The sequence below is a fragment of the Actinoplanes sp. NPDC049265 genome (assembly GCF_043197135.1).
GTDB lineage: Bacteria > Actinomycetota > Actinomycetes > Mycobacteriales > Micromonosporaceae > Actinoplanes.
Map to the genome: position 1 here is coordinate 765,901 of NZ_JBICSP010000001.1, position 25,766 is coordinate 791,666.

Here is a 25,766-nt window from a genome sequence, read left to right on the forward strand (position 1 = left end):
CCACGCATCTTCTCCCTGTACCACCACCTGTTACCAGCCGGTCACCCAACCGGGGTCAGTCGGCCGGACGGAAGCTCTTGAAGATCACGTCCAGGTCGTCGCGCGCGCCGGTCCAGTCGCTGTCCGTCGTCTGCCACCAGATGCCGTACGCCTGGTGCTTGGACGTGATGAACCCACGGTTGTTGACGTGCTGGCGGACGCCCGAGCGGCTGAACGTGAACTCCCAGTCGGCGGCCTTGACGAAGTAGTCGGCCGACCGGATGTGGATCTGGCGGTAGCCGGGGAAGTCGCCGCGGTTGCGCCGGTACTCGGCCTTGCCCTGCCAGTCGGCGACCGGGTCGGGCGCGGGTGTGTCGGTCTGGTCGATGCCGAGCACGTGGCCCTTCGACCGGAAGTAGACCATCGACTTCTCTTTGGACCGCGTCCAGCCGTCGGGGACGTACAGCGAGAAGCCGGTCGGGTCGGTGTACTTGTGCCAGCCCTTGGGCGGACCGGCCGCGGTCTTCGTCGTGGCCGTGGCCGTGGGTGACTGCGCCGGGCCGCCGGGCGGCGCGGACGGCGCCGAGGGCGATGGCGCGGCGCCCGACGGTGCCGCCGGCGGAGCGGCCGCCGATGGCGCGGTGCCCGACGGCGCGGCGGCGGGCGGCGCCGAGCCGTCGTCCCGGGTGGTGATCCAGACGACCACGCCGGCCAGCAGGAGCAGGACGACGGCGGCGGCGACGACCGGTCCGAGCCGCCGCCGGGCGTGGGCGGGCGGGGCGATCGCGGCCCGCAGCAGGCGCTCCGCCTCGGCGGCGTCGATGCGTTGGGCCGGGTCCTTGACCAGCAGGCCGTCCAGCACGGGCAGGAGCGGCCCGGCCCGGGTGGGTGGTGGCGGTTCCTCGGCGGCGATCGCGGTGACGGTCTCCATCACCGAGGCGCGGCGGTACGGTGGCTGGCCTTCGACCGCGGTGTACAGCGTGGCCCCGAGCGACCACAGGTCACCCGGCGCGTTCCCGTCGCCGTCGCGGATCCGTTCCGGGGCCATGTACTGCGGCGATCCGACCACCAGGCCCGAGCTGGTGGCGATGCTCTCGCCGTCGACCGCGGCCACGCCGAAGTCGGTCAGCACGACCCGGCCGTCGTCGGCCAGCAGCACGTTCGCCGGTTTGACGTCGCGGTGCCGGACGCCGTTGGCGTGGGCCGAGGTCAGGGCGGCGAGCACGGCCAGCCCGACCTGGGCGGCCTGCTCCGGTGGCAGCGCGCCGTCGGCGTCCAGCACCTGCTGCAGGGAGCGGGACGGTACGTACTCCATGACGATCCAGGCTCGTCCGCCGGCCTCGAACGCGTCGTAGACGCGGACCACGTTGGGGTGGGCCAGCCGTGCGCTGGCCCGGGCCTCGCGCAGCATGTGCTTGCGCAGCGCCTCGCGGTCGGCCTCGACCAGTTCGTCGGGCAGGAGGATCTCCTTGATCGCGACGTCCCGGTCGAGTTTTTCGTCGGTGGCCAGCCAGACCCGGCCCATGCCGCCGGCGCCGAGCGCCCGGCCGAGCCGGTACCGGTCCTGAATCGTCGCAGGCCGGGTAGTCATGAACCCCGATATACCCGGCTGGCCCCGAGATCACGCGTTCAGATGTGAGTGTGATCCGGCAGGGGGCTTTCGTACGCGAGATGCAAAAGTTCACACGGAAAGCGTCGAAGTTGTTTACTTTATTTACGAAGCGGCCTAGCGTATCGAGGCATATCGACAGGCTTCGATAAGTCTGGAGTGCCTCATGAGAAGGCTCGTGCTGCTGTCCACCGCGGCGGTCGTCGCCGCCCTCCTACCAGCCCTTCCGGCCCACGCCGACGTACCGCCCCAGGAGCCCGGCGTCACGCTGCGCACCTACGACCTGCAGGCGGCACGGGACTCGATCTGCACCCTGAAACCCGGCCAGACACCCAACGTCGACAAGAAGATGTCGACGATCAACTGGACGACGTCCGGGGACTTCGGCATCGAGGACCACTTCCAGTCGGAGGTCATCGGCAACATCAACATCACCTCGGCCGGTACCTACCAGTTCCGGCTGACCAGCGACGACGGTTCGCGCCTGCGGATCGACGACAACCTGGTCATCAACAACGACGGGCTGCACGGCGCCACCGCCGTCGAGGGTGCCGCCAACCTGACCACCGGCTACCACGGGCTGCGCATCGACTTCTTCGAGCGCGACGGCGGCCAGCAGCTCACCCTCGAATGGAAGCCGCCGGGCGCGAGCGCGTACACCGTCATCCCGAACACCTCGCTGAGCACCGACTCCGGCGTCGTGCGGGTCACCGCGCCCGGCACCAAGCAGTGCGAAGGCGCCGCCGACAGTCCCGGCGACGGCCTGCCGCTCACCTCGGTGCACCCTGGCTACACGCTGACCAACCTGCGCCCGTCCGGCTTCCAGCCGCAGGTCAGTGCCATGGACTGGTTCCCCGACGGCCGGCTGGCCATCGCCACCTGGGGCGGCAGCGACACCAGCGTCGGTGAGGTCTACATCCTCAGCAACGTCACCGGCAACACGTCGCCGAGCCAGGTCACGTACACCAAGATCGCCTCCGGCCTGCGTGAGCCGATGGGCCTGAAGATCGTCGACGGGAAGATCTACGTCTCCCAGAAGCACGAGCTGACCGAGCTCAACGACACCAACGGCGACGGCACCATCGACCAGTACAAGCGGATCGCCACCTGGCCCTTCGACGGCAACTTCCACGAGTTCGCCTTCGGCCTGCTCTACCAGGACGGCTACTTCTACCTGAACCTGTCGGTGTCGATCGACCTGGGCGGCGCGACCACCGTGCCGCAGGGCTCGCCCAACCGCGGCACCACGCTGAAGATCAACCGGTCCACCGGCGCCGTGCAGTACCTCGCCGGCGGCCACCGCACCCCGGACGGCATCGCCTGGGGTCCCGAGGGCGACATCTTCGTCACCGACAACCAGGGCGGCTGGCTCCCCGCGTCCAGGCTCGTGCGGATCAAGCAGGACCGGTTCTTCGGCCACTACACCAACCCGGACGGCCCGTTCGACAACCAGCCGGTCACCCAGCCCGTCCTCTGGCTGCCGCAGAACGAGATCGCCAACTCGCCGAGCACCCCGCTGCTGCTCAACTCCGGCCCGTTCGCCGGGCAGATGCTCTTCGGTGACGTCACCTACGGCGGCATCCAGCGGGCCTTCCTGGAGAAGGTCAACGGCGAGTACCAGGGCGCGGTCTTCCGCATGACCCAGGGCCTGGAGATGGGTGTGCTGCGGCTCAGCCAGGGCCCGGACGGCGCGTTCTACGTGGGCGGGCTCGGCGCCGGCGGCAACTGGGGCCAGGAGGGCAAGCTCACCTACGGCCTGCAGAAGCTGACCGCTAACGGCACCACGGCGTTCGAGATGAAGGCCATGCGGGCGATCGCCGACGGGTTCGAGATCGAGTACACCCAGCCGGTCTCCGACGCGACCGCCGCCCAGCTGGCCTCGCGGTACCGGGCCGAGCAGTGGCGCTACGTGCCCACACCGGCCTACGGCGGCCCCAAGGTCGACGAGGAGACGCTCTCGGTGGCCTCGGCGACGCTGTCGTCCGACAAGCTCAAGGTGACGCTCAAGCTCAACGGTCTCAAGCCGGGCCGGGTCGTGCACGTGCGCTCACCGCGCCCGTTCACCTCGTCCTCGGGCGCGTCGCTGTGGAGCACCGAGGCCTGGTACACGCTGAACAGCCTGAGCAACGGCAGCACGTTCAAGACCGGACAGGTCGAGGCCGAGAACGCGGGCCTGAGCGGCAACGCGGGCGTCGCCTCCGACCACAGCGGCTACACCGGGTCGGGCTTCGTCGCCGGCTACAACGCGGCCGGCGCGGCGACCACCTTCACCGCCAACGTGCCGACGGCCGGTTCGTACCCGCTGTCGCTGCGGTTCAGCAACGGCCCGAACCCGTCGGCCGGGGCCAAGACCCTCAGCCTGTACGTCAACGGCACCAGGATAAGGCAGGTCAGCCTGCCCGACACCGGCAACTGGGACACCTGGGCGACCAAGGCCGACACGGTGACCCTGAAGGCCGGCGGCAACACCATCGCCTACAAGATGGACAGTGGAGACATCGGCAACGTCAACCTCGACAGCCTGACCGTCGGCAACCCGTCGGTCGCCTCCACGCCGCACACCGGGACCATCACCGGCATCGGCGGCAAGTGCCTGGACGTCGACGGCGCCAAGAACGCCGACAAGACCAAGGTGCAGCTCTACTCCTGCATCGGCACCAGCGCCCAGAGCTGGACCCGGGACGGTGACACGCTGCGGGCGCTGGGCAAGTGCCTGGACATCGACAACGCGGGCACCGCCGACGGCACCAAGGTGCAGCTCTACACCTGCAACGGCAGCGCCGCCCAGGCGTGGCAGGAGCAGGCCAACGGCGCGTTGCTCAACCCGGCGTCGGGCAAGGTGCTGGACGCGGCCGGCGGGTCGAGCGCGGACGGCACCCAGGTGCAGATCTGGACCCCGGGCGACGTCGCCCAGCAGCGCTGGACCCACAACCCGGCCGGCCGGGTGACGCTGTTCGACGGCGCCAACCTGAACGCCTTCCAGAACAGCGACGGCAGCGCACCGACCTGGCCGGTCTCCGGCGGTTCGGCCGAGGTGCTGGGTGGTGACCTGCGGACCAAGCAGACGTACGGCGACTTCAAGCTGCACGCCGAGTTCTGGCTGCCGAACCTGCCGAGCGACGTCACCGGCCAGCAGCGGGCCAACAGCGGCCTCTACCTGCAGGACCGCTACGAGGTTCAGGTGCTCGACTCGTTCGGCAAGGCGACCCTGGCCAACGACGACGCCGCCGCGATCTACCAGAAACGGACACCGACGTCGAACGCCGCCACGGCACCGGAGACGTGGCAGACGTACGACATCACGTTCCGGGCGGCCCGCTGGAACGGCAGCACCAAGACCGAGGACGCCCGGGTCACGGTCGTCTGGAACGGGGTGACGGTGCAGAACAACGTCACCATCGACGGCCCGACCGGCGCCGGCGCGGCCGAGAGCGCCGCGTCCGGTCCGATCCGCCTGCAGGACCATGGCGACGCCGGCGCCAACGTCCGCTACCGCAACATCTGGATCGAGCCGGTCTAACCAACCAACGTCCGGATGCCGTCGGCCAGGCGGCCGAGCTGGGACAGGAACGGCGAATGAGCCGAGTCCAGCTCGACGACCCTGGTCGGCGTGGGCCGGGACGCCGGTCGGGTCGCGCTGCTACCCGACCGGCTTCCAGGTCTTCTGGTCGGCGAGATCGGTGAACTTCAGCTCACGCATGATGTGCCGGGCGTCCTCCATGGTCAGCCCCTTGCCGATCTTCTGGAACTCCAGGTGGTACTCGTCGTTGATGACCATCGCGCAGTAGCCGTTGACGTCGACGCACTTCACCGTCTGGCCCTTGGCCGGGGCGTTGCTGGGCTTCGGCCGGCCGTGCCAGACCGAGATCTCGGCGCCGGCCGGGTAGAACTGGGCCGGGTAGACGAGTTCCCGGCCGGTCGGCCCGTTCTTGTCGATGATGACCTTGGAGACGAGCTCGTCCAGGTCGGCCGGGTTCTGCATCGCGGCGATGGCCTTCACGCCGGAGCGCATCCAGCCGAACGTGTACGGCGCCCGGACCGGGCCGGCCGCCTGGGGGCGCAGCGCCTCGGCGATGGCCAGCGAGTCGGCCCGGCTCAGCGGCTCACGCCCGGACGAGGGAAGGAAGGTGGCCCAGGCCGTGCCGTCGTACTTCCAGGCCAGTGCCGTACGGGTGAAGTGCTCCTGCTTGATGCTCGAATCGCTCGGGTTCAGCTCGGGGTTGGCCTTGAGCTTGGCCCGCATGTCGGCGATGTTCGGCAGGCTGTACGAGTACTCCCGCTCGACGCCGGGCCGCCCGGCCACGGTCAGGTCCCGGGCCGGGCCGTACTTCTCGCTGGCGATCTCGGAGACACCGAACGCCTCGAGGTTGTAGATGCCGGGCCGGTAGACCGTGATCAGGCCGTCGGCCACCGGGTAGGGCACGCCGTCCATGTCGATCGTCTTGCCGTCGCGGTAGACCGGGATCTCCTGGTGACCGTAGGACACGGTCTGCGCCGGGCCGATCTGGAACGGGCCCGTCCGCGACTCGGCGACGGTGGACTCGAGACCCTTGGGCTGGGTGAACTTCTGCGGCACGGCCGCCCGGGGCGGTGCCTTCGAGGGCTTGACCGCAGCCGGCGGGGCCGGGGCGGACGCCTGGGGCATCGTACCCATCAGACCGGCGACCACCGTGACCGTCACCAGCGCCGCGCCCCCCGCACCGGCGACGGCGGCCCAGCGGCGGCGGGTCTGGATCCGGCGCGCGCCGGCGATGATGTCGGCGGTGCTGGTCCGCGGCGCGGGCGCACCCTCCTGCACCGACTCAAGCACGTCCTCGATGCGATACGACATGGTCAACTCCCTTCTCGGTGATCTCGGCGGCCAGGACGGCGCGCAGGGTGCCCAGACCACGGCTGGTCTGGCTCTTGACGGTGCCGGGCGAGCACTTGAGAACCTCGGCCGTCTCCTCGATGCTCAGCCCCTCCAGATAGCGCAGCACCAGGGCGGCACGCTGGCGCGGCGGCACCTGCCGCAGGGCGGCGCGCATGCGTAGCTTCTCGTCGACGTCGCCGGATCGGTCCGGGACCGGCACGTCCGGGAACGCCTCGCCGACCGCGTGTTCCCGGTGCCAGGGCCGGCGCTTCTCGCCGATCGCCGCCCGGATCACCGCCGTCCGCGCGTACGCCTCCGGCGAGGCCACCTTGTCCCATCTCAGATACAGCCGCGACAGCACACCGGACACGGCGTCCTCCGCGGCCTGCCAGTCGCCGCAGGTCACATAGGCGAGCGCCCGGAGCGGCTGGAACCGGGCCCGGGCGAACTCCCGGAAGCCCTCTATCGATTCGGCATCCACTCGGCCGATCTCCTCTCGTCGAGAGCTAGAGGAGGCGTGGCGCTTCCCGGGTTGCATCCACGGCGAAACAGATTTCCGGTGACCCGCACGGTAACTGTTGGTCACTCCCGGCGATGGGAGCGTGGCCACCGGGCCGAGCCCACTGTTCCTCCACTCGATCGCCACAGCAAGCCCGTTGACTTCGAGTGACGCTGGTCCGCCCGAGGCCGGCTCGACCTGAGGTTACGGATGACCATCACAGCGTGTGACGACAGGCTCGCCGCGGAAGCGCGGATGACCGCCCTGCACGACGAGCACGCGCCGGCCCTGCTCCGGTTCCTGCTGCGGCTGACCCGGGGCGAGCGGCAGACCGCGGAGGACATGCTGCAGGAGACCATGCTGCGGGCGTGGCGGCATCTCGACTCGCTGCCGACCGAGCACGACGACTCGCGGCGGTGGCTGTTCACCGTCGCCCGGCGGATCGCCATCGACACGGTCCGGCGCCGGCAGACCCGCCCGGTCGAGATCGGCCTGACCGACCTGACCTGGGTGCCGGACAGCGTCGACTCGATCGGCACGGCCGACGCGGCCGAGGCGATCCGGCTGGCGTTCCAGGCGCTCACGCCCACCCACCGGACCGTACTGACCGAGATCTACGTCCACGGCGCCGGCCTGGACGAGGTGGCCGAGCGGCTGGGCATCCCGGTTGGCACGGTCAAGTCCCGCGCCCACTACGCCCTGCGCTCGCTGCGGGTGGCGCTGGGCGCCTGAGGCAGGTGCCCGTCACTCACCGGGGGGCTGGGTGGCGGGCACCTTCACAGTGGTCGCCCTGAGCGGTATCCGCGCCCCGGATACCGCTCAGGGCTACCACTGTGTTCACGTCTCACATCTCCGCCGCGATCAACGAACGGGTGGCGGTGAGCAGGCCGGGCAGCGGCTCCCGGCTGGTGTAGAGCATGGTCAGGTTTCCGTCGACGGTGTTCACCCCGACCACGTGCTCGTTCGCGAACCCGACGAGCCCGGCCGGCCCCCACATCTCATCCAGCCGCAACGGCCCGTAGCGCAGCGGGATCGGGAGCGCGCCGAGATTGGTCAGCACGATGTCGTACGCCAGGGTCTGCGCGATCGCCCGCACCCAGCCCGCCGGATCGTCGCGGTCCGGCAGCGCCCGGCCGATCTCGCCCAGCCGGGCCAGCGCCTCGGCCATCCGAGTGGGCTGCCGGAAGATGTCCAGGTCGTCCTTGAACCGCCGGGCCGACGCCCACAGCCCGTCGTCGCGCCGCGGGCTCGGACCGACCACCGGGATCGAGTAGAAGCCGACGCTGTCCCCGATCTCCGGCAGCGTCCGGCGCAGGTGCACCTGGCTGCCGAAGCGCAGCTCCCGATCGTCCGGGCCGGGCCGCAGCCGGTGCATCACGGCGGACAGGGCGGCCGCCAGCACGGTGTGCACGGTGACGCCCTCCTGGTGGGCGCGGTCGCAGACCAGCTCGGTGAGCTCCCGGCCGAAGGCCAGCCGGTCGACGTACGGCGGGATCGCGGGGGAGTCGGGCCGCATCGCGGCCGGGGCGGGCGCCGGCTGCGGCTCGGGCCGCGCCGGAACCGGGCCGCCGTTCATCAGGTAGTGCTCCATCGGCAGCGCCTTCGTCTCGCCCGGCAGCTCCCGGCCGGCCGCCGCGCGCAACAGGTCGCGCAACACGACGGCGACCGAGAGCGCGTCGGTGGCGGTGTGCCCGGTCAGGATCAGCGTGCTGCGGCGCCGGCCGGGCAACAGCCGGACGCGCAGCAGCGGAGCGGGGTCCGGCGGGAACGGGGTGCTCACCTCGGCCACCAGCTCCGGCAGCCAGTCGCCGGCCGGCGACACGGCCAGCGGGACCGGCACGCCGGGCAGGTCGCGGAACTCGGGGCCGTCGGCACCGGGCACCACCGCGGCCCGCAACAGCGGGTGGCGTCGCTGCACCCGGGCCAGCCCGTCGCGCCAGCCGGCCTCGTCCGGTCCGCCGGACACGACGGCCACCATGGCGAAGTGCAGCGGCTGCGGCCGCCGAGCGAGCGCTCTCAGGGCCTGTTCCATCATGCCCAGAGGACGTTCAGGTGGTGTCACGGCAACTCCCTCGCGGTACGGCGCCCCACGCTAGCCATCCCGAGTGCCGAATTCGTGGAGTACCGGTGGAAGCCGGCGCAGCCGCTCGCGAAGCTCGGCCGCGGTGGCCGAGCGGGTTTCCTCGTGGATGCGCAGGCTCTCGGTCCACGCGTCGCGGGCCTCGACGGCCCGGCCCTCGTCGAGCCGGGCGTGGCCGAGCGACAGCAGCGCCGCCGCCGCACCGGCCTGGTTGCTGGCCGCACGGTAGAGGTCGGTGGCCCGGCTCAGGCAGCCCGCGGCCCGGCCGTTCTCGCCGGCCCGGCGGTAGAGATCGCCCAGGCCGCGCCAGCAGTCGGCCTGGATGACCAGGTCGCCGCTGTCCCGGCCGATGGCCAGCGAGTCGCCGAACAGCCGGATCGCCGCCTCCCGCCGGCCCATCCGCCCGGCGCAGGTGGCCAGGCCGTGCAGAGCGTCGGCCTGGCCCCGGCGGTGACCGGCGCGTACGTGCATCCGCAGCGCCCGCCGCTCCTCGGTCACGGACTGCTCGTAGTCGCCGGTGTCACGCAGGATCGAGGCCATCCCGCAGTGCACCGAGGCCACCTCGGCGTCCCGGCCGAGCAGGGTGAACATGCGCCGCGCGTTCTCCAGGTGGACCCGGGCCCGGTCGAGGTGACCGAGGTGGTGGTAGGCCGCGGCCAGGCTGCGGTGGGCGAAGCCCTGCCCGGTCAGGTCCGGGGAGGACTGTGCGGCGCGCAGCGCGGTCCGCATGGTGCCGGCCCAGTCGTGCCACAGCCCGCGGCTGCGGTAGAACGGCTCCAGGGTCAGCGCCAGCTGCCAGGCCGAGGTGTGCGCGTCCTCGTCGGTGGCCCGTTGCACCGCGGCGCTCAGCACCGCGTGCTCGGCGGCGAACCAGGCCAGCGCCGAGCTCCGGTCCGACGCCACCTCGGGGACCACGCCGGGCGGGGGTGCGCCGGGCGAGATCGGGTCCCAGTACGGGCCGAGGAGCAGATGCATGGCGTACGCCGAGTGCCGGTAGTGGGCGAGCAGGCGGGTCGAGGCGGCCTGCCGGTCGGTGCTGCCGTCCTCGGTCAGCTTCTCGGTCGCGTACGCCCGGACCAGGTCGTGGAACCGGTAGCGGCGCGACTGGTGCTCGACGACCAGATGCGCCTGGGTCAGGTCGGCGAGCAGCCCCCGGGCCTCGCGCCGCGGCAACCCGGCCAGGCCGGCCGCCGCGGACAGCGAGATGTCCGGGCCGACGTGGGTCGCCAGCAGCCGGAAGAGGGCCGCCGCGGGCTCCGGCAGCACCCGGTACGACCAGGAGAACGCCGCCCGCACGTCCACCCCGCCGTCGGTGAACACCCCCAGGTCGGTGTCGGCCTCACGCAGTTCCTCGGCGATCGCCGGCAGCGGGAAGTGCGGCTCGGCGGCGGCCCGGGCGGCCACCACGGCCAGGGCCAGCGGCAGCCGGGCGCAGGCGGCCACGATCTCGTCGGCCGCGGCCCGGTCCTCGGCCGCCCGCTCCGGCCCGAGCCGCCGGGCCAGGAACTCGCCCGCCTCGGCCGCGGTCGGCACGGTCAGCGTGAGCAGCCGGGCGCCGCCGGTCGCGGCCAGCGCGGTCATCCGCCGCCGGCTGGTCACGATGACCGCGCAGCCGGCCGTGCCCGGCAGCAGCGGCCGCACCTGGTCCACGTCGTAGGCGTTGTCGAGCACGATCAGCACCCGCCGCCCGGCCAGCAGGCTGCGGAACATGCCGGTCTGCGCGGCGATGCCGGCCGGGACAGCGTTGTCGCGTACCCCCAGGGCATTGAGGAATCCGCGGATCGCCTCGCCGGTGCCGATCGGGGTGCCGGCCACATCGAAGCCGTTCAGGTCGATGTGCAGCTGCCCGTCCGGGAAGCCGGGGGCGAGCAGGTGGGCGAGGTGGATGGCGAACGTCGTCTTGCCGACCCCGGGCATCCCGTCGACCGCCAGCACCGGCGCCCCGCCGTCGGCGGTCAGCACCTCGCGGGCGGCGGCCAGCTCGTCGGCCCGCCCGGTGAAGATGCTCAGGTCCGGCGGCAGCTGCGCCGGCCGCACGGTGCCGGCCGCGGCGGGCTCGCCGGTCTGCGGGCGCAACACCGAGAGGTACGCCGCCTGTAGCTCCGATCCCGGGTCGACGCCCAGCTCACCGGCGAGGACCGCGCGCTTCCGCTCGTAGAGCGCGAACGCCTCGCTCTGCTTGCCGTCGGCAGCCAGCACCAGCATCAGCTGCGCCTGCAGCGACTCGTCGAGCGGGTTGAGGTCGGCGATCGGCCGCAGCGCGGTGAGCATCGCCCCGGCCTGCCCGGCCCGCAGCGCGGCCTCGGCGGCGGCCCGGGCCGTGGCGGCCACCTCGTGATCGATCGCGGCGAAGGCCGGCGGCCGCCGCCCGCCGCTCAGCTCGCCGGCCGCGCACGGGCCGTGCACCAGCCGCAACGCGTCGGCCGACAGCCGTGCCGCGGTCGCGTGGTCGCCCTGGTAGGCGGCCGTCCGGGCCTCCGCGGCGTGCGCCCGGAAGGCCAGCAGATCGGACCCGCCCGGTGCCACGGTGAGCCGGTAGCCGGAGCGGGACCGGACCAGCCAGCGGCCCTCCGAGCGGGTCGGCAGGTCCGGTTCGAGGACCCGGCGCAGCACGCCGATGTAACGGTGCACGCTGTTCACCGCGCTGGTCGGCGCGTCCTCGCCCCAGAGCAGGTCGACGAAGTCGTGCACGCCGACCGGGCCGGTCGGATGGGCCAGCAGCAGCGCCAGCATCAGCCGCTGCTGGCGGGCGCCCAGGTCCACCTCGGTGCCGTCCCGCCAGGCCCGCAGCGGCCCGAGCAGGGCGAAGGTCACTGTCATTTCGCGCCGATCACCGCCGACCAGCCGTGGCCCAGGTCCTCGGCGGACACGGACCGGAATCCGGTCTCGCTCAGCGACGCCCGGCATTCGGTGGTGGTGTCCTGCCGCCCGGCCGGCGTCTCCAACAGCAGGCCGAGCGAGGCGAGCAGGGCGGTGGGGTTGCGGCGGCGGTCGTCGTCGGCCATCGTGTCGAGCACGATCAGCAGGCCGCCGGTGGGCAGCGCGGCGTACGCCTCGTTCAGCAGCGCCGTCCGCCCGGCCGGGTCCCGCCGGGACAGCACGCCACCGAGCACGTACACGTCGGCCGGCGGCAGCTCGTCGTAGGCGGTCAGCCGGTCGGCCAGGAACAGCCGCTCGACGTTCTCGGCGAACTCGGGCGCGGCCCGCACCACCCCACCGCTGATCCCCGGGTACGCCTGCGCCAGCCGCGTCACCAGCAGCCCCGCGCCGCCGAACTCCACCACCCGCTCGAAGCGCCGCCAGTCGATCCGTCCGGCCAGCTCCCGGGTCACCGGCGCGAGCACCCAGGCCAGCCCGTCCTGATAGTCGCGTCCGGCACCGGGTTCCGGTGCCGCCGCCCGCGGTTCCCCGCTGCGCAAGGCCTCGGTCAGCGACGCCCACATCGGATAGTCGCGGGCACCCATCCGGGTCAGCACCCCGCCGACATAGGTGGGTTTCTCGCGATCCAGGTAGAGGTCGGCGTCGAGGCTGTTCCGGTACGTGTCACCGTCGCGTTCGAGCAGCCGCAACGCCACCAGCGAGTCGAGGAAGTCGGCGGTGGCGCGCGCGTGCAGCCCGGCCTCGCCGGCGATCCGGGCGCCGGTCCGCGGCCCGTCGCCGAGCAGAGTGAACACGCCCAACTCGACCGCGGCCAGCAGAGTCCGCGCCGCCATGAAGCCCGTGGCTACGGACAGTAACGAGTCGAGCCCAGGGTCGCCGATCTCGCTCGTCATGCCCGTTACCAACGTACGAGAGGTACCCCAAGTTCACCCGCGGCCCGTTTGTACCCTGAGGGCATGTCCGCCGCACTCCGGTCCGCCGCCACGCTCGGGCCGTACTTCACCTGGGAGCCCTGGGACGGTGACGCTGCGTGGCGCCCGCTCGACGACCTGCTCGATCCGGAGGTGCTCGGCGAGCGGGTCGAGGTGGCCCGGCGAACCCTGATGCGGATGTCCGGGCTGGGCCGCGACGAGATCGGCGAACGCGAGGTCGCCTCGATCACCTTCCTCGGGCTGGCCTCCCGCCTGCTGTCGCCGCCACTGGGCGCGGCCGTCCTCACCGGCACCCCGGTCACCGCCCGGCTGTGGTGGCGGCCGGTGGAGGGCGGGCCGATTCCCTTCGCGTACGCCGAAGCCGTCGACGCACCCCTGACCACCGACCTGGTCGCACCGATCCTCGAGGCCTATCGCCGGCGGTTCACCCTGTCGACGCAGGTGCTCTGGGGCAATGTCGCCTCCGCCCTCGGCGGCGCCGCCGGCATGATCGCCGACCAGCACCGGGCCCACACCACGCGGGCGTTCGCCCTGGTCGCGGAGTTGCTGGCCACGCCACCGCTGGAGGGCGCGGCCGACCTGGTCCGTCCCGACCCCGGGAAAGAACGTGCTTTCCTGGTACGCCGCAACTGCTGCCTCTACTACCGGATCCCCGGCGGCGGGACCTGCGGCGACTGTGTCCTGACCCCGGCCGACGTCCGGTCGCGCTCGTGGCAGGCGGTGCTGAGCAGGCATTAACCGGCCCGCCTGGTGGAATTCACCGAGCTGGGTGAGTCTGAGCTGGTGCTGGAACAACGGAACTTCGGAATCGAGCCGTGGGCGATCCGGGAAACCGGCCTCGACCTCGGCCGCCTGGGCCACACGGAGTCGGTCTTCGCCCTGGCCAACGGGCACATCGGGCTGCGCGGCAACCTCGACGAGGGCGAGCCGCACGGGCTGCCCGGCACCTACCTGAACTCGTTCTTCGAGTACCGTCCGCTGCCCTACGCCGAGGGCGGCTACGGCTACCCGGAGTCCGGCCAGTCGATCCTCAACGTCACCAACGGCAAGGTGTTCCGGCTCATGGTCGACGACGAGCCACTCGACATCCGGTACGGCGACCTGCGCTCGCACGAACGCGTGCTCGACTTCCGCGGCGGCACGCTGACCCGCGAGCTGGAGTGGGTCTCGCCGGCCGGCAAGGCGGTCCGGGTCCGCTCCGAACGGCTGGTGTCGCTGGTGCAGCGGTCGGTCGCCGCCATCCGTTTCACCGTCACTCCGGTCGACCAGCCGGTGCTCGTCGTGGTCCAGTCCGAACTGGTCGCCAACGAGGATCTGCCCAGCGGCGGCAACGACCCCCGGGTCGAGGCCGCGCTGGCCCACCCGCTCACCCCCGAGGCGCACTACCTCGACGACTCCGGCGTCACCCTGCTGCACCGGGTCCAGCAGTCCGGCCTGCGGATGGCGGCCACGATGGCGCACGACATCGACGGCCCCGACGGCTTCCAGGTGCACTCCTCGGCGCACGAGAACATCGGCCGGACCACCGTCATCTGCCGCCTCCAGCCCGGCCAGCACCTGCGCGTGGTCAAGCACCTGGCCTACGGGTGGTCCTCGCAGCGGTCCATGCCCGCCCTCAACGACCAGGTCCGGGCGGCCCGCACGGTCGCCCGCTACCACGGGTTCCAGGGCCTGCTGGACGAGCAGCGCCGCTACCTGACCGACTACTGGGCCAGCGCCGACGTCGAGATCGAAGGCGACCCGCAGCTGCAGCAGGCCGTCCGGTTCGCGCTGTTCCACGTGCTGCAGGGCGGCGCCCGGGCGGAACGGCGCGCGATCGCGGCCAAGGGCCTGACCGGGCCCGGGTACGACGGGCACACGTTCTGGGACACCGAGACGTTCGTGCTGCCGATGCTCAGCCACACCGTGCCCGACGCGGCCGCCGACGCGCTGCGCTGGCGCCAGACCATCCTCCCGCAGGCCCAGGAGCGCGCCGACCAGCTCGGCCTCGAGGGCGCGGCCTTTCCCTGGCGTACGGTCCGTGGCGCCGAGTGTTCCGGCTACTGGCCGGCCGGCACCGCCGCCTTCCACATCAACGCCGACATCGCCGACGCGGTGATCCGGCACATCGACGCCACCGGCGACATCGCCTTCGAACGCGAGGTTGGCCTGGAACTGCTGGTCGAGACGGCCCGGCTGTGGGCGTCGCTGGGCCAGCACGGGCCCGGCGGCAAGTTCCGGATCGACGGGGTCACCGGCCCCGACGAGTACAGCGCGGTCGCCGACAACAACCTCTACACCAACCTGATGGCGCAGCGGAACCTGAACGCCGCCGTCGCCGCTTGCGACCGCCACCCCGACGAGGCCCGCGACCTCGGCGTCAACCACGAGGAGCTGGCCGCCTGGCGTGACGCCGCCGAAGAGATGGTCATCCCGTTCGACGACAAGCTCGGCGTACACGCGCAGTCCGAGGGCTTCACCAGCCACGCCCCGTGGGACTTCGCCGCCACGCCGGCCGACCGGTACCCGCTGATGCTGCACTTCCCGTACTTCGACATCTACCGCAAGCAGGTGGTCAAGCAGGCCGACCTGGTGCTGGCCATGCAGCTGTGTCCCGAGGCGTTCACACCGGAGCAGAAGGCGAGGAACTTCGCCTACTACGAGCGGATCACGGTCCGCGACTCGTCGCTGTCGGCGGCCACCCAGGCGGTGGTCGCGGCCGAGACCGGGCACCTGGCGTTGGCGTATGACTACCTGTGCGAGACGGCGTTGCTGGACCTGGGCGACCTGGCCGGCAACACCGAGCACGGCCTGCACCTGGCCGCGCTGGCCGGCGCCTGGAACGGGGTGGTGGCCGGGTTCGGCGGCCTGCGCCACGTGTCGACCGGCCTGGCCCTGGCCCCCCGGCTGCCCGAGCAGCTGACCCGGATCGCGTTCCGGCTGCGCTGGCGCGGCCGCCGGCTGCAGGTGCAGATCACCCCCGGCGAGGTGACCTACCGGCTGCTGGACGGCGAGGAACTGGAGCTGCGGCACCACGGCGAGACGGTCACGGTGCCCCGCGACGGTTCGGCGACCCGCCCGATCCCGCCCCTGGCGGCGGTCGAGCCGGTCCACCAGCCGCCCGGCCGGGAGCCGCTGGCCCGCCGCGTCCGGGGGCAGCGCGTCTGACACCGGTGCACTACGCTGCGCCGGTGCGGATCTTGATCGAGGTGCGGTATGACGCGGAGCGGGTGCGCCGCACGGTGACCCACCTCCTGGCGCCCCAGTTCAAGCTGGTGCGGGTCCTCGGCGGCGTCCTCGTGGTGCTGGGCGCGCCACTGATCTGGCTCGAGCCGACCGGTCCGTTCGGTTACGCCGCCCTCATCCTCGGCGTCTTCTTCCTGGTCGCGATGAGGCCGATCACCGTCCGGCGGACGATCGGCATGCAGCCCGCGGCGTCCCGCCACAACTACCGGATGACCATCGACGACGAGGGCGTGGCGTCGTCGTTCCCGCTCTTCGAGAACCGCTACCGGTGGCCGATGGTCCAGCAGATCGTCGAGACGCCCGAGGTCTGGTACCTGATGATGGGCCGCGTTCAGGCGGTCGTGGTCCCCAAGGAATCCATGACCCCCGACCAGCGGACCGAGTTCGCCGCGTTCCTGGCGACCCTCGGGCCGGGCCTCAGCTCCGTCACCGGCTCCTGACCACCACGGTTCCGCCCAAGGCGTCAGCGCCTGCCGTTCTCCGGTGGTAGGCCGGGGCGGTATCCGCGCCGGCCAGGTGCACAAATGGGGTCACCCACAGCCGATGCCCGCCGGCTCAGCCTGGTCGGACCCCGACTCGCGGTGAGACGTCACCGCCGGGCGCCGATCACGGTGTGCCGCTGGGCACGCTTTGCTCAGGGCCCAGACGCCGGCGTCGGGTGCGGATCATCACGACGGTCAGCAGGGCGGCCGCCAGCAGCAGCACGATCACGGCCACGACGGTGACCAGTTGCCAGGTCAGCCAGGTCGCGTGTGGCTCGCCGGGGTCGCCCAGCGGGTTCGCGGCGGCCGGGGGAGTGGGCGTGGACAGCGCCCTGCCCGCGTCGACCTGGCCGTACCCGTAGACGTTGTCGCGGCCGGGAGCGCCCAGGTCGGTGGCGGTCTTCAGGATCCGGTCGATCGCCGAGGGGGCGGTCATCGCCGGGTCCTGCGAACGGACCAGCGCGACCACGCCGGTGACCAGCGCGGCGGCCGAGCTGTCACCGTTCAGGATGACCGGGTGGCCGTAACCGCCGGCCGATCTCGGGTCGAGGGTGACGATCTGGTCGGCCGGCGTGCTGTGGACGATGTCGCCGCCGGGGGCGCGGACGGTGACCCGGCGGTCGGGCTCGCCGTCGCCGGCCGGCTGGGTGTCCTTGTTGCTGCCGCCGACCAGGATCACGCCGGTACGCAGCTCCGCCGGCAACTCGGCCCCGTCCGACAGCGACATCACCACGACCACGTCGTGGGCCAGGGCGTACCGCATGCCGTCGAAGCCGGGGTCGAGGGCGGTGAACAGCGCCTGGCTCAGGAAGATCACCTTGGAGCCGTTGTCGACCAGCCAGCGCATGCAGGTCTCGGTGTCGTCGCCGGTGCCGGGGCAGATGACCGGCTGCACCTTCGCGGCCGGCGCCACCCCGAGCAGGCCCGGCCCGCCGCGCGCGGCCATCAGCCCGGCCCGGGCGGTAGCCACGTCGTCCTGGAGCGGGTAGTCCGTGGGCGCGTCCACGACGCTGCCGCCGCCGAGCCCGTTCTTGAACCGCTTGACCGGCAGCATCGCCCCGGCGACATCGGGGTGGGCGGCCGGATAGCCGTTGGTCAGCAGGCCGATCGTGACCCCGGCCCCCTTGGCCACCTGCTGCGCCTGCGGCACGTCCATGGCGTCGAGATACCACTGCTGGTCGCGCGGACCAGCCAGGGCGGGCGTGGCGGGCAGGAAGGTCGCGGTGGCCAGAACCACGAGGGCGGCCGCGACCCGCGCCGGCAACGTCACAGCGTGACCATCTGCGGCCAGGAGTCGCCCAGCTCGCCGGTGACCTTCTTGGCGTCCACCATCTTGTTGATCACGCCGGTGACGTGGTCGACGCCGTTGGCCAGGGCGTCGTACAGCGAACTGATGGCTTGTCCGACCAGCTCCCCGCACTTGCCCAGGGCCTCCAGCGCGCCGGCGATCGTGCCGGCGTCGACGATCGCCGCGACGATGATCGCGGCCATGTCGAACAGCGGCTTGAACATCGACACGATGTAGGCGGCGTTGGCCGCGGCCAGGTCGGACAGCCAGCTGGCCATCTCACCACCCGCGCCGGCCAGACCGTCGATGGCCTTGACCTGGATCGGGACGCGCTGGTCGTACGCCCGCTTGGCCGGGCCGTCCCAGTTGTTGAGGTTGATCGTGAACTGGGCGGCGGTGTCGGACATGGCGGTGACCGGCGCGTGCACCGTGTTGAGCCAGTCGAACGCCTTGTTGATCAGCGAGAACACCGGGATGCCCTTGTCCAGGATCTCGCGGACCTTGGCCAGAACCTCCTCGATCTTCTTCTTGATGTCCTCGAGCGCGTCGTGCACCTTCCCGGCGTACTTGTGGGCGGCCCACATGCCACCCAGGCCGCCGAGGAACGACCAGTCGGTCAGCGTGTTCAACGTGTGGTTGACCGTGTCGATCAGCTTGTTGAGCCCGTCGTGCACCGCGTCATGCTGCTCGGAGACCTGCTGGGAGGCCTTCTTCAGCTGCGCTTCCGACTGACTGACGGTGCTGGCGTCGGCAGGTGGCATCGGAGTCTCCGTCAGTTTCCGTAGATCTTGGACAGGTCCGTGGCGTTCTTGCCCTCCACGGCGTCGTAGTCGTCGTGCGCCCGCTTGAGGGCCTCGGCGATCTGGTCGAACTCGGTCTCGGCCTCACCGGCGAGCTTCTGCACCAGCGTCAGCACCGGGTCGTAGGCGCCCTTGCCCATCTGCGCGGTGACCGCGTCGCCGGCGAAGAACGCCGACACGTACAGCGCCAGGTCACCCAGCCCGGCCTTGACCGTGCCCATGTCGTCGGACAGCTTGCGCCACTTGGCCGCCTCGTCCAGCAGAGCGTCGCGGACGAGCTTGACCTCATCGTTGCCCGGCATGAGAAAACCCCTCCGTCGCGCGGAACGCCTCCATCGCCTCGCGGGCGATGGTGCCGTTGGTGCTGTCGGCCGGAAGCCGGCTGGCCAGCACCCGGATGTCGGCGATCCGCCCGTTCCGCACCGCGATGATCACGAACTCGCCGGGGCCGGTCACCTCGGCCTCGCCGGCGAACCCGCGCGCGGCCGGGGGCTGATCGGCGAAGCGCAGCAGCATGTCGTTCTGTTGCAGCTGGCGGTCCAGCTGGTATTTCATCTCGTCGACGTCCGCGTCGGTGTAGACCGGGGCCGGCCGTGGCGGCGCGGGCTCGACCGGCGCGACCGGCGGCGCGGCCCGGGCCTCGTCGAAGGCCTCGCTGTCGGCGTCGAGCAGAGCGATGACCGCCTGCGAGTACGCGGCCGACAGCGCCGGGCCGAGCTCGGTGCGGGCCAGCCGCTGGTCCCAGCGCATGTCGACCCGTACGTCGACCACCCGCTGACGGCCGTCGAGCACGACCGTGATCGTGCCGGTCGCGTCACTGCCCTCGTATCGCGCGTCGGGCCGGCTCGCCGCCCGCGCCGCCCGACCCAGCGCGATCAGCTCGGCGCCGATCACACGCAGATCGGCGACCGGATCGTCACTCATGGAATACGTCAACGACTTGTCACCCCGCCCCCGTGTCCAACAGGGCGGATGCCGCCCTGGCCGTCAGGGAGGATACGAGATATCGGTGGGCGGCGCTGCCCCCTGTCCCTCGGTCAGCGCTTGCGCCGCAGGCAGATCAACTTGCCGCCGGAGTCCACGGCCACGATCTCCCAGCCCTGGTCCTCGAGCATCTCGGCCGCCGACAGCAGCACGTCGACCCGGGGCAGGTCGGACGGATGGATCTTCACGTCGGCGAAGAACGACGACGACGCGATGACCAGATAGATCAGATTGAACGGGTACTGCTCCAGGGAGACCCGGCCGGAAAGAATGTCATCGGCCTCGAAGAGGCGAGGCGGGCGCGGCATCATCGCACCAATATCGCATCGCCGGGCCACCACCGGATGCCCCGGGTCCCGGGGTTCGACAGGGGAGCGACGCGATGACACCGACCATCCTGATCACCGGCGGCGGTTCGGCCCGCGGCATCGGCCGGGCCACCGCCCTGCGGTTCGCCCGGCTGGGCTACGCGGTCGCCGTCCTCGACCTCGAGGGCGCCGGCGAGACCGCGGGGCTGGCCGGGCGGGCCGGCAGTCCCGCCACGTTCGCCGCCCGGTGCGACGTCACCGAGCAGGCGTCGGTGGCCGACGCGGTGCGTGCCGCCGAGGCCGCGCTGCCGCCGGTCACGGTGCTCGCGAACATCGCCGGCATCTCGTCGCCGACCCGCTTCGAGAACATCACGCTGGACGAGTGGGAACGGATCTTCGCGGTCAACGTACGCGGAACCTTCCTGGTCACCCAGGCGGTGCTGCCCGGCCTGCGTGCGCGCGGGTACGGCCGGATAGTCAACCTCTCCTCGGTGTCCGGCCAGCGTGGAGGTGGCGTGTTCGGCGCCTCGCACTACTCGGCCAGCAAGGCCGCCGTGCTCGGCCTGACCCGCTCGCTGGCCCGCGAATGCGCCGGCCAGGGGGTGACGGTCAACGCCATCGCGCCCAGCATGGTCGACACCGACATCACCCACGGTGCGATGACCGAGGACCGCAAGGCCGAGCTGGCCGCCACCACGCTGGTCGGCCGCCTGGCCACGGCCGACGACGTGGCCGGCGTGGTCGCCTTCCTGGCGTCACCCGAGGCCGCCTACCTGACCGGCGCCACCATCGACGTCAACGGCGGCTCCCACCTGCACTGAGGTCAGGCCGTGGCCACGACCCGCACGACCTAGTTGAAGACCGCGACCGGGCGGATCAGCAGCGTGTGGTCCGGCTCGTTCCAGGCCTGGACGCGGCCCAGGCAGCGGGCCATGAACGGGCCGTCGGCAACGTCGTCGGGGCTGACCTCGTCGAGCGGGCAGGTGAAGACGACGCGGACGGCCTGGTCGCCACCCGGTGGGGACGCGGTGAAGGAGATGGCGGTGCCGGTCCGGGCGTACTCGCGGAAACTGCCCCACACCGAGACGAACGAGCCGTGCCGGCGCAGCCGGTCGAACGGCAGCTCCCGGTCGTTGCGGGTGAGCCGCTGGGCCAGCGACCGGTCGGGCTCGACCGCGCCGTCCATCAGGTCGATGTAGAGGATGTCGCCGTTCTCCTCCAGGACGTCCATCACGACCCGGATGACCGCGATCGGTTCGGCGTTCTGCACGAACTTCTCGGCCACCTGCTCGTTGACCTCGCGGCCGGCGCCGAGCTGGAAGCCGTACAGCTCGGCGGCGACGTTGGCGTTGGTGGTGGCCGAGATCTGCTTGGTGAACTCGCGGCTCATCGCCGGCTGGTAACTGTCGCGCAGGTAGAGCTCCATCACCCGCTTGCGGTTGAGGTAGACGCTGATGCCGGGGGTGGGGTGGCGGGTGCGGCCGCGGCGGCGCCGCCGCAGGAACAGGGTGACGAGGACGCCGACCGCTCCGGCGAAGGCGACGGCGGTGACCGTCCAGACGATCGCGTACGGCCAGAACACGCTCCACCACAACTCATCCACAGCCACGCACATCCTTGAAGGCGTCCCGCAGGTTGTCGGTCGTGGCCTCGGCGACCCGGCCGCCGGTGGCCGAGGCGGCCCGGCCGAGGTCGGGCGGCGCGGCCCGGGCCAGGCTGATCGCGTACGTGGGCACGCCCACTTCCCGCCACCGGGGGAGGAGCCCGTCGATCGCGGCGCCGGCGTTGTTCTCGCCGTCGGTCATCAGCACGATGGACACCGGCCGGTCCGATTCGGCCCGCCGTGCGGTGGCGGCGATCCGGTACGCGTGGTCGAGCGCCGACCACACCGCGGTCCGCCCGGCCGGCTCGGCCCCGCCCAGGAACGCCCGCATCGCGTCGATGTCGGCCTGGTCCTCGACCGTGAAGGTCCGCTCACCCAGGACCGTCCGGCCGAACCGGATCAGCGTGATCCGCTCGCCCGGGTAGAACCGGGCGAACTTGCCCGACGACGTCCGGTCCACGCCGCCCAGCCCGTCGAAGGTGGCCCGCAGCTTGGCCAGCCGCGCGCCGCGCATCGACCCGGAGTAGTCGAGCACGAAGATCACGTGCCCGGGGCGCCCGCCGGCCCGGTAGTTGGCCAGCAGCCGGTCGATCGTCTCCTGCTGGTCGGGGAAGTAGAGCGAGTTCCCGATGGCCGGGCCGAGCCGCGGGTCGCGGGTGACGGCCGGGTCGACCGGCCGCCGCAACGTGGTCCGCATGATCATCCGCTGGCCGTCGGCGCCGGTCAGCCAGGCCACCGCCTTGTCGTAGGCGGCCCGCTGCCGCGGGTTGAGCAGCAGCAGTGGGTATTCGGCGAGCACGATGCCGTCGCGCGGGTAGACGATGCGCAGCGGCTGCCGCAGCCGCCCGCCGGCGTTGACCGACAGCAGCACCGACTCGTACGAGATCAGCGCGTCGACCGAGTCCTGTCCGGCGACGAAGCGCGCGACCAGGTCGGCGGTGCTGGTGGCGGTGATCCGCCGGCCGGCGAAGAACCCGCCGAGCCGGTCGCAGGTGACGTCCTCGGGGCGCAGGGCGCGGCCGGCGCCGGTCGCCGCGGTGGCCACCCCGATCAGCGCGGCCAGCCCGCTGCCGGCGTGCCGGGGATCGGCCATGGCGAACCCGAGCCGGCCGGCGGCGGCCGCGTCGGCGATGTCGGCCCAGGTCGGGCGGTCGGGGAGCCGGTCGGCGGCGGCCGGGGTGAGCCCGATCGCCACCGGCGAGTCCATGATCTTGGTGGAGAGGGGCACCGGTCCGGTGTAGCCGGCCGCTTTCAGCTTGAGCCGCAGGTAGCGGTCGGAGGACAACCAGGCCAGGTCGTGCTCGTCGGTGGGCGGGGTGAGGGCGTCGCCGGCGTCGACCGTGCCGCGGTAGTCCATCACCAGCCGGACCCCGGTCTCGTGTTCCAGCCGGTCGAGGACGGGCCGCAGGTCGGTCAGGTCGGAGCTGGCCAGCACCCGCAGTGTCACGGTGGCCGGCTTGTCGGCGGTGCATGCGGCGGTCACGGCCAGCAGCAGGACGGCGAGGAGCGTGCCGGCCCGGCGTACCCGGCTCATCGGGCGCACCCACCGACCAGCGCGATCATCTTCTCCAGGGCGGCCAGTTCGGGCAGGTCGGCGCGGGTGTCGTCGCCGCCGCTGTCCGGCGCCGGGATGCCGCGCTCGGCCAGGTAGCGCCACAGCGCGTCGCTGGTGTGCTCGCCGGACGGGTCGAGCACCCGGTAGCCGAGCTCCATCGCGCGCCGCCGCAGCTCGCGGTCGTCGGTGAGGAGCCGGGCGAGCCGTTCCGCACCGGCGTCGAGCGCGATGAACTCCGGGTCGGCGAGCATCTGCTGGGCCGGGTAGAGCAGGACCCGGTCGGTGTCCGGCGCGCCGCGCACCTGCCGGGACCGCACCTGGTACGCCAGGTATTGATGCTCGTAGACGACCACGATCGGCGCCTTGCCCTTGCCCTCGGGCGTGACGTAGGAGTTGAACAGGTCGGCGTCCTGCAGGCCTTCGAGGGTGAGCAGCGGTTTGACCCGGGCGGCGACGGCGGGCGCCTCGGCCTCGGTCGGTGGCGCGTTGCGTCCGGTGCTGACGTACGCGGCCAGCGCCAGGTAGGCCTCGCCGGAGTTGGCGAAACACATGTTCGGGCTGTGCGCCAGCACCCGGTTGCCGTTGCTGACGGTCCCGCCGCCCGGGTCGCGCCACTTGCCGATCCCGAGGTCGTCCCAGGTCCGGCCGGACCGCATCAGGGCGAAGAACTTCGCGATGTCGAGCGTGTAGTACAGCGGCCGTCCACCCAGACCGTTGGGTTGCGGCCGGGCCACCCCGGCGGCGACCAGGGTGTCGGCGTACTGCCGGAAGCTGGCCAGCACCAGCGGGCTCGCGAACGGCCGGGTGGCCCGGGGCCAGTGACCCTGCGCGGCCAGCCGGCCCTTGATCATGTACGCCGCCGGCCGCCCGGACGGGAACAGGAAGTCGTACCCGTCGAAGGAACCGGTCGCCGTCTCCCGGGAGCCGGTTTGCGTCAGCTCCACCCGGATGTTCCGGTCGAGCAGGATGCGCCGCATCTCGGCGTCGAGGAAGAGGTCGCCTCCGGAGCCGCTCTTGCCGTGCAGCACCGTCGGTGTGTCCAACGGCAGCAGCAGGTGGCCGTTGAGGTAGAGCACGATCAGCCCGGCGATCCAGGTCGTGGCCGCGGCCGTGAACCAGGACCGGGATCGGCGGGTCCAGAACGAGGGGCGGGGGCGGACGGTGAGCCGGGGCTGAAGAACCAGCTCGGGTGGGGCTGTCAGGCGGCCTTCCACGTACGCCAGTGTCCTGCACCGGCGCAAGTGGACGGTGGCTGTGTCAGCTTGTTGCCACCGCCCGGGGGACGGTTATCGGCCGTAGGTCTCGAGCAGGCGGAGCCAGACCTCGCTGACCGTGGGGTACGACGGCACCGCGTGCCACAGTCGCTCCAGCGGCACCTCGCCGACCACCGCGATCGTCGCCGACTGCAGCAGCTCGGCCACGTCGGGCCCGGCGAAGGTGACGCCCAGCAGCACCCCGCGGTCCTCGTCGACCACCATGCGGGCCTTGCCGGTGTAGCCGTCGGCGTGCAGGCTCGCCCCGGCGACGCTGCCGATCTCGTAGTCGACGACCCGCGTGCGGTAGCCGGCCTTCTCGGCCGCCGCGGCGGTCAGGCCGACCGAGGCGACCTCGGGCTCGGTGAAGGTGACCTGGGGTACGGCCTGGTGGTCGGCGGTGGCCACGTGCCGGCCCCACGGCTGGTCGTCGACCGGCTTGCCCTGGGCCCGGGCCGCGATCACGTCGCCGCAGGCCCGCGCCTGGTACTTGCCCTGGTGGGTGAGCAGCGCGCGGTGGTTGACGTCGCCCGCCGCGTAGAGCCAGTCGTCCAGCACGAGCATGGTGTCGTCCGCGTCGAGCCACGACCCCGGCTCCAGCCCCACCGTCTCCAGACCGAGATCTCGGGTCCGGGGGGTACGCCCGACAGCGACCAGTACCTCGTCGGCCAGGATCTCCTCGCCGCCGGGCAGCGTCAGGTGCACCACGCCCTCGTCGTCCCGGCGTACCGCGGTGGCGGTCGTGCCGGTCCGGACCGCCGCGCCCGCCTCGGTCAGCGCCGCGGCCACCAGCTCGCCGGCGAACGGCTCATTGCCGGCCAGCAGGCCGCCCCGGGCCAGCAGGGTCACCCGTGAGCCGAGGGCGGCGTACGCGGTGGCCATCTCGGTCGCGACCACCCCGCCGCCGATGATGGCCAGCCGGCCCGGCACCTCCTGGGCCGACGCCGCCTCGCGGCTGGTCCACGGGTCGCTGCCGGCCAGCCCCGGGATGTCCGGCAGCAGCGCGTCACTGCCGGTGGCCACGACCACCGCGTGCCGCGCGGTCAGCGTGACCCCGCCGACCTCGACCTGGCGGGGCCCGGCGAGCCGGCCGTGCCCGCGGACCAGGTCGATCCCGGCGCTCTCGAGCCACGCGACCTGCCCGTCGTCGTGCCAGTCGGACGCGAACCCGTCCCGCCGCTTCAGCACCGCGGCCACGTCCAGCGTCCCGGTCACCGCCTCGCGCGCGCCGCCGACCGCCCGGGCCGCGCGCAGGGCCGACGAACTGCGCAGCAGTGCCTTGGTCGGCATGCAGGCCCAGTACGAGCACTCGCCGCCGACCAGCTCCTTCTCGACGATGACGGCACTCAGTCCGCCCTTGACCGCCCGGTCGGCGACGTTCTCGCCCACCGGCCCGGCGCCGATCACCACGACGTCGTAGGTCTTGCTCTCTGCCAT

Annotated in this window: 21 protein-coding genes; 6 read left to right on the forward strand and 15 right to left on the reverse strand. The window is 72.2% G+C overall.

What is annotated here, in order from left to right; all coding sequences use genetic code 11:
* Positions 1-55: 55 nt before the first annotated feature.
* Positions 56-1,570, reverse strand: coding sequence for a serine/threonine-protein kinase (locus ACGFIO_RS03750; protein WP_392821547.1), 1,515 nt, complete (start codon positions 1,568-1,570; stop codon positions 56-58).
* Positions 1,571-1,754: 184 nt separating this feature from the next.
* On the opposite strand from ACGFIO_RS03750, the gene ACGFIO_RS03755 reads away from it, so the two are divergent.
* The gene (locus ACGFIO_RS03755) at positions 1,755-5,108 is read left to right on the forward strand and encodes a family 16 glycoside hydrolase (RefSeq protein ID WP_392821550.1); all 3,354 of its coding nucleotides are present in this window, start codon (positions 1,755-1,757) and stop codon (positions 5,106-5,108) included.
* Between the two features lie 120 nt (positions 5,109-5,228).
* Here ACGFIO_RS03755 and ACGFIO_RS03760 read toward each other — a convergent pair whose 3' ends face one another.
* Together ACGFIO_RS03760 and ACGFIO_RS03765 are read right to left on the reverse strand one after the other, a co-directional pair.
* Positions 5,229-6,419: a hypothetical protein gene (locus ACGFIO_RS03760; RefSeq protein WP_392821553.1), complete on the reverse strand. Its 1,191-nt coding sequence runs from the start codon at positions 6,417-6,419 to the stop codon at positions 5,229-5,231.
* A complete protein-coding gene (locus tag ACGFIO_RS03765) occupies positions 6,391-6,921 on the reverse strand; it encodes a SigE family RNA polymerase sigma factor (RefSeq protein ID WP_392821556.1) in 531 nt (176 codons plus the stop codon). Before ACGFIO_RS03765 ends, ACGFIO_RS03760 begins: the two co-directional genes overlap by 29 nt.
* Positions 6,922-7,149: 228 nt before the next feature.
* Between ACGFIO_RS03765 and ACGFIO_RS03770 the strand changes: the two genes are divergently transcribed.
* Positions 7,150-7,671, forward strand: coding sequence for a sigma-70 family RNA polymerase sigma factor (locus ACGFIO_RS03770; RefSeq protein ID WP_392821559.1), 522 nt, complete (start codon positions 7,150-7,152; stop codon positions 7,669-7,671).
* A gap of 112 nt (positions 7,672-7,783) precedes the next feature.
* Here ACGFIO_RS03770 and ACGFIO_RS03775 read toward each other — a convergent pair whose 3' ends face one another.
* Genes ACGFIO_RS03775 through ACGFIO_RS03785 form a run of 3 tightly spaced genes read right to left on the reverse strand, consistent with a single transcriptional unit; the run spans position 7,784 to position 12,792 of the window.
* Positions 7,784-9,001: a hypothetical protein gene (locus ACGFIO_RS03775; protein WP_392821562.1), complete on the reverse strand. Its 1,218-nt coding sequence runs from the start codon at positions 8,999-9,001 to the stop codon at positions 7,784-7,786.
* A 30-nt stretch (positions 9,002-9,031) separates the two neighbouring features.
* The gene (locus ACGFIO_RS03780) at positions 9,032-11,839 is read right to left on the reverse strand and encodes a BTAD domain-containing putative transcriptional regulator (RefSeq protein WP_392821565.1); all 2,808 of its coding nucleotides are present in this window, start codon (positions 11,837-11,839) and stop codon (positions 9,032-9,034) included.
* Positions 11,836-12,792: a methyltransferase dimerization domain-containing protein gene (locus tag ACGFIO_RS03785; RefSeq protein WP_392821566.1), complete on the reverse strand. Its 957-nt coding sequence runs from the start codon at positions 12,790-12,792 to the stop codon at positions 11,836-11,838. The genes ACGFIO_RS03780 and ACGFIO_RS03785 overlap by 4 nt, the downstream gene beginning before the upstream one ends.
* Positions 12,793-12,855: 63 nt before the next feature.
* On the opposite strand from ACGFIO_RS03785, the gene ACGFIO_RS03790 reads away from it, so the two are divergent.
* The 3 genes from ACGFIO_RS03790 to ACGFIO_RS03800 are packed head-to-tail and all read left to right on the forward strand — an operon-like array spanning position 12,856 to position 16,496.
* Entirely contained in the window at positions 12,856-13,569 is a 714-nt protein-coding gene (locus tag ACGFIO_RS03790) for a (2Fe-2S)-binding protein (RefSeq protein ID WP_392821569.1), read from the forward strand.
* Between the two features lie 45 nt (positions 13,570-13,614).
* On the forward strand, positions 13,615-15,978 hold the full coding sequence (locus tag ACGFIO_RS03795) for a glycoside hydrolase family 65 protein (RefSeq protein WP_392821571.1): 2,364 nt from the start codon (positions 13,615-13,617) through the stop codon (positions 15,976-15,978).
* Positions 15,979-16,001: 23 nt separating this feature from the next.
* Positions 16,002-16,496 carry a YcxB family protein gene (locus ACGFIO_RS03800; protein WP_392821574.1) on the forward strand — a complete coding sequence of 165 codons (495 nt, stop codon included), beginning with the start codon at positions 16,002-16,004 and terminating at the stop codon, positions 16,494-16,496.
* Between the two features lie 166 nt (positions 16,497-16,662).
* Here the strand turns inward: ACGFIO_RS03800 and ACGFIO_RS03805 are convergent, their stop codons facing one another.
* The 5 genes from ACGFIO_RS03805 to ACGFIO_RS03825 all read right to left on the reverse strand — a co-directional run bounded on the left by ACGFIO_RS03805 (position 16,663) and on the right by ACGFIO_RS03825 (position 19,921).
* On the reverse strand, positions 16,663-17,808 hold the full coding sequence (locus tag ACGFIO_RS03805) for a S8 family serine peptidase (RefSeq protein WP_392821576.1): 1,146 nt from the start codon (positions 17,806-17,808) through the stop codon (positions 16,663-16,665).
* Positions 17,805-18,587 (reverse strand): hypothetical protein, encoded by a 783-nt coding sequence (locus ACGFIO_RS03810; RefSeq protein WP_392821578.1) that lies wholly within the window; start codon positions 18,585-18,587, stop codon positions 17,805-17,807. The genes ACGFIO_RS03805 and ACGFIO_RS03810 overlap by 4 nt, the downstream gene beginning before the upstream one ends.
* Positions 18,588-18,598: 11 nt before the next feature.
* Positions 18,599-18,928, reverse strand: a complete 330-nt coding sequence (locus ACGFIO_RS03815) for a hypothetical protein (RefSeq protein ID WP_392821581.1) — start codon at positions 18,926-18,928, stop codon at positions 18,599-18,601.
* A complete protein-coding gene (locus tag ACGFIO_RS03820) occupies positions 18,912-19,550 on the reverse strand; it encodes a hypothetical protein (RefSeq protein ID WP_392821583.1) in 639 nt (212 codons plus the stop codon). The genes ACGFIO_RS03815 and ACGFIO_RS03820 overlap by 17 nt, the downstream gene beginning before the upstream one ends.
* A gap of 113 nt (positions 19,551-19,663) precedes the next feature.
* Positions 19,664-19,921, reverse strand: coding sequence for a hypothetical protein (locus tag ACGFIO_RS03825; RefSeq protein ID WP_392821585.1), 258 nt, complete (start codon positions 19,919-19,921; stop codon positions 19,664-19,666).
* A 71-nt stretch (positions 19,922-19,992) separates the two neighbouring features.
* Here ACGFIO_RS03825 and ACGFIO_RS03830 point away from each other — a divergent pair, with 71 nt between their 5' ends.
* Positions 19,993-20,739, forward strand: a complete 747-nt coding sequence (locus ACGFIO_RS03830; protein ID WP_392821587.1) for an SDR family NAD(P)-dependent oxidoreductase — start codon at positions 19,993-19,995, stop codon at positions 20,737-20,739.
* A gap of 29 nt (positions 20,740-20,768) precedes the next feature.
* On the opposite strand, the gene ACGFIO_RS03835 is transcribed toward ACGFIO_RS03830, so the two are convergent.
* The 4 genes from ACGFIO_RS03835 to ACGFIO_RS03850 all read right to left on the reverse strand — a co-directional run bounded on the left by ACGFIO_RS03835 (position 20,769) and on the right by ACGFIO_RS03850 (position 25,766).
* Positions 20,769-21,527 carry a hypothetical protein gene (locus tag ACGFIO_RS03835; RefSeq protein ID WP_392821590.1) on the reverse strand — a complete coding sequence of 253 codons (759 nt, stop codon included), beginning with the start codon at positions 21,525-21,527 and terminating at the stop codon, positions 20,769-20,771.
* On the reverse strand, positions 21,514-23,055 hold the full coding sequence (locus tag ACGFIO_RS03840; protein ID WP_392821593.1) for a substrate-binding domain-containing protein: 1,542 nt from the start codon (positions 23,053-23,055) through the stop codon (positions 21,514-21,516). Before ACGFIO_RS03840 ends, ACGFIO_RS03835 begins: the two co-directional genes overlap by 14 nt.
* On the reverse strand, positions 23,052-24,290 hold the full coding sequence (locus tag ACGFIO_RS03845) for a hypothetical protein (protein WP_392821596.1): 1,239 nt from the start codon (positions 24,288-24,290) through the stop codon (positions 23,052-23,054). Before ACGFIO_RS03845 ends, ACGFIO_RS03840 begins: the two co-directional genes overlap by 4 nt.
* Positions 24,291-24,362: 72 nt before the next feature.
* Positions 24,363-25,766 carry a dihydrolipoyl dehydrogenase family protein gene (locus ACGFIO_RS03850; protein ID WP_392821598.1) on the reverse strand — a complete coding sequence of 468 codons (1,404 nt, stop codon included), beginning with the start codon at positions 25,764-25,766 and terminating at the stop codon, positions 24,363-24,365.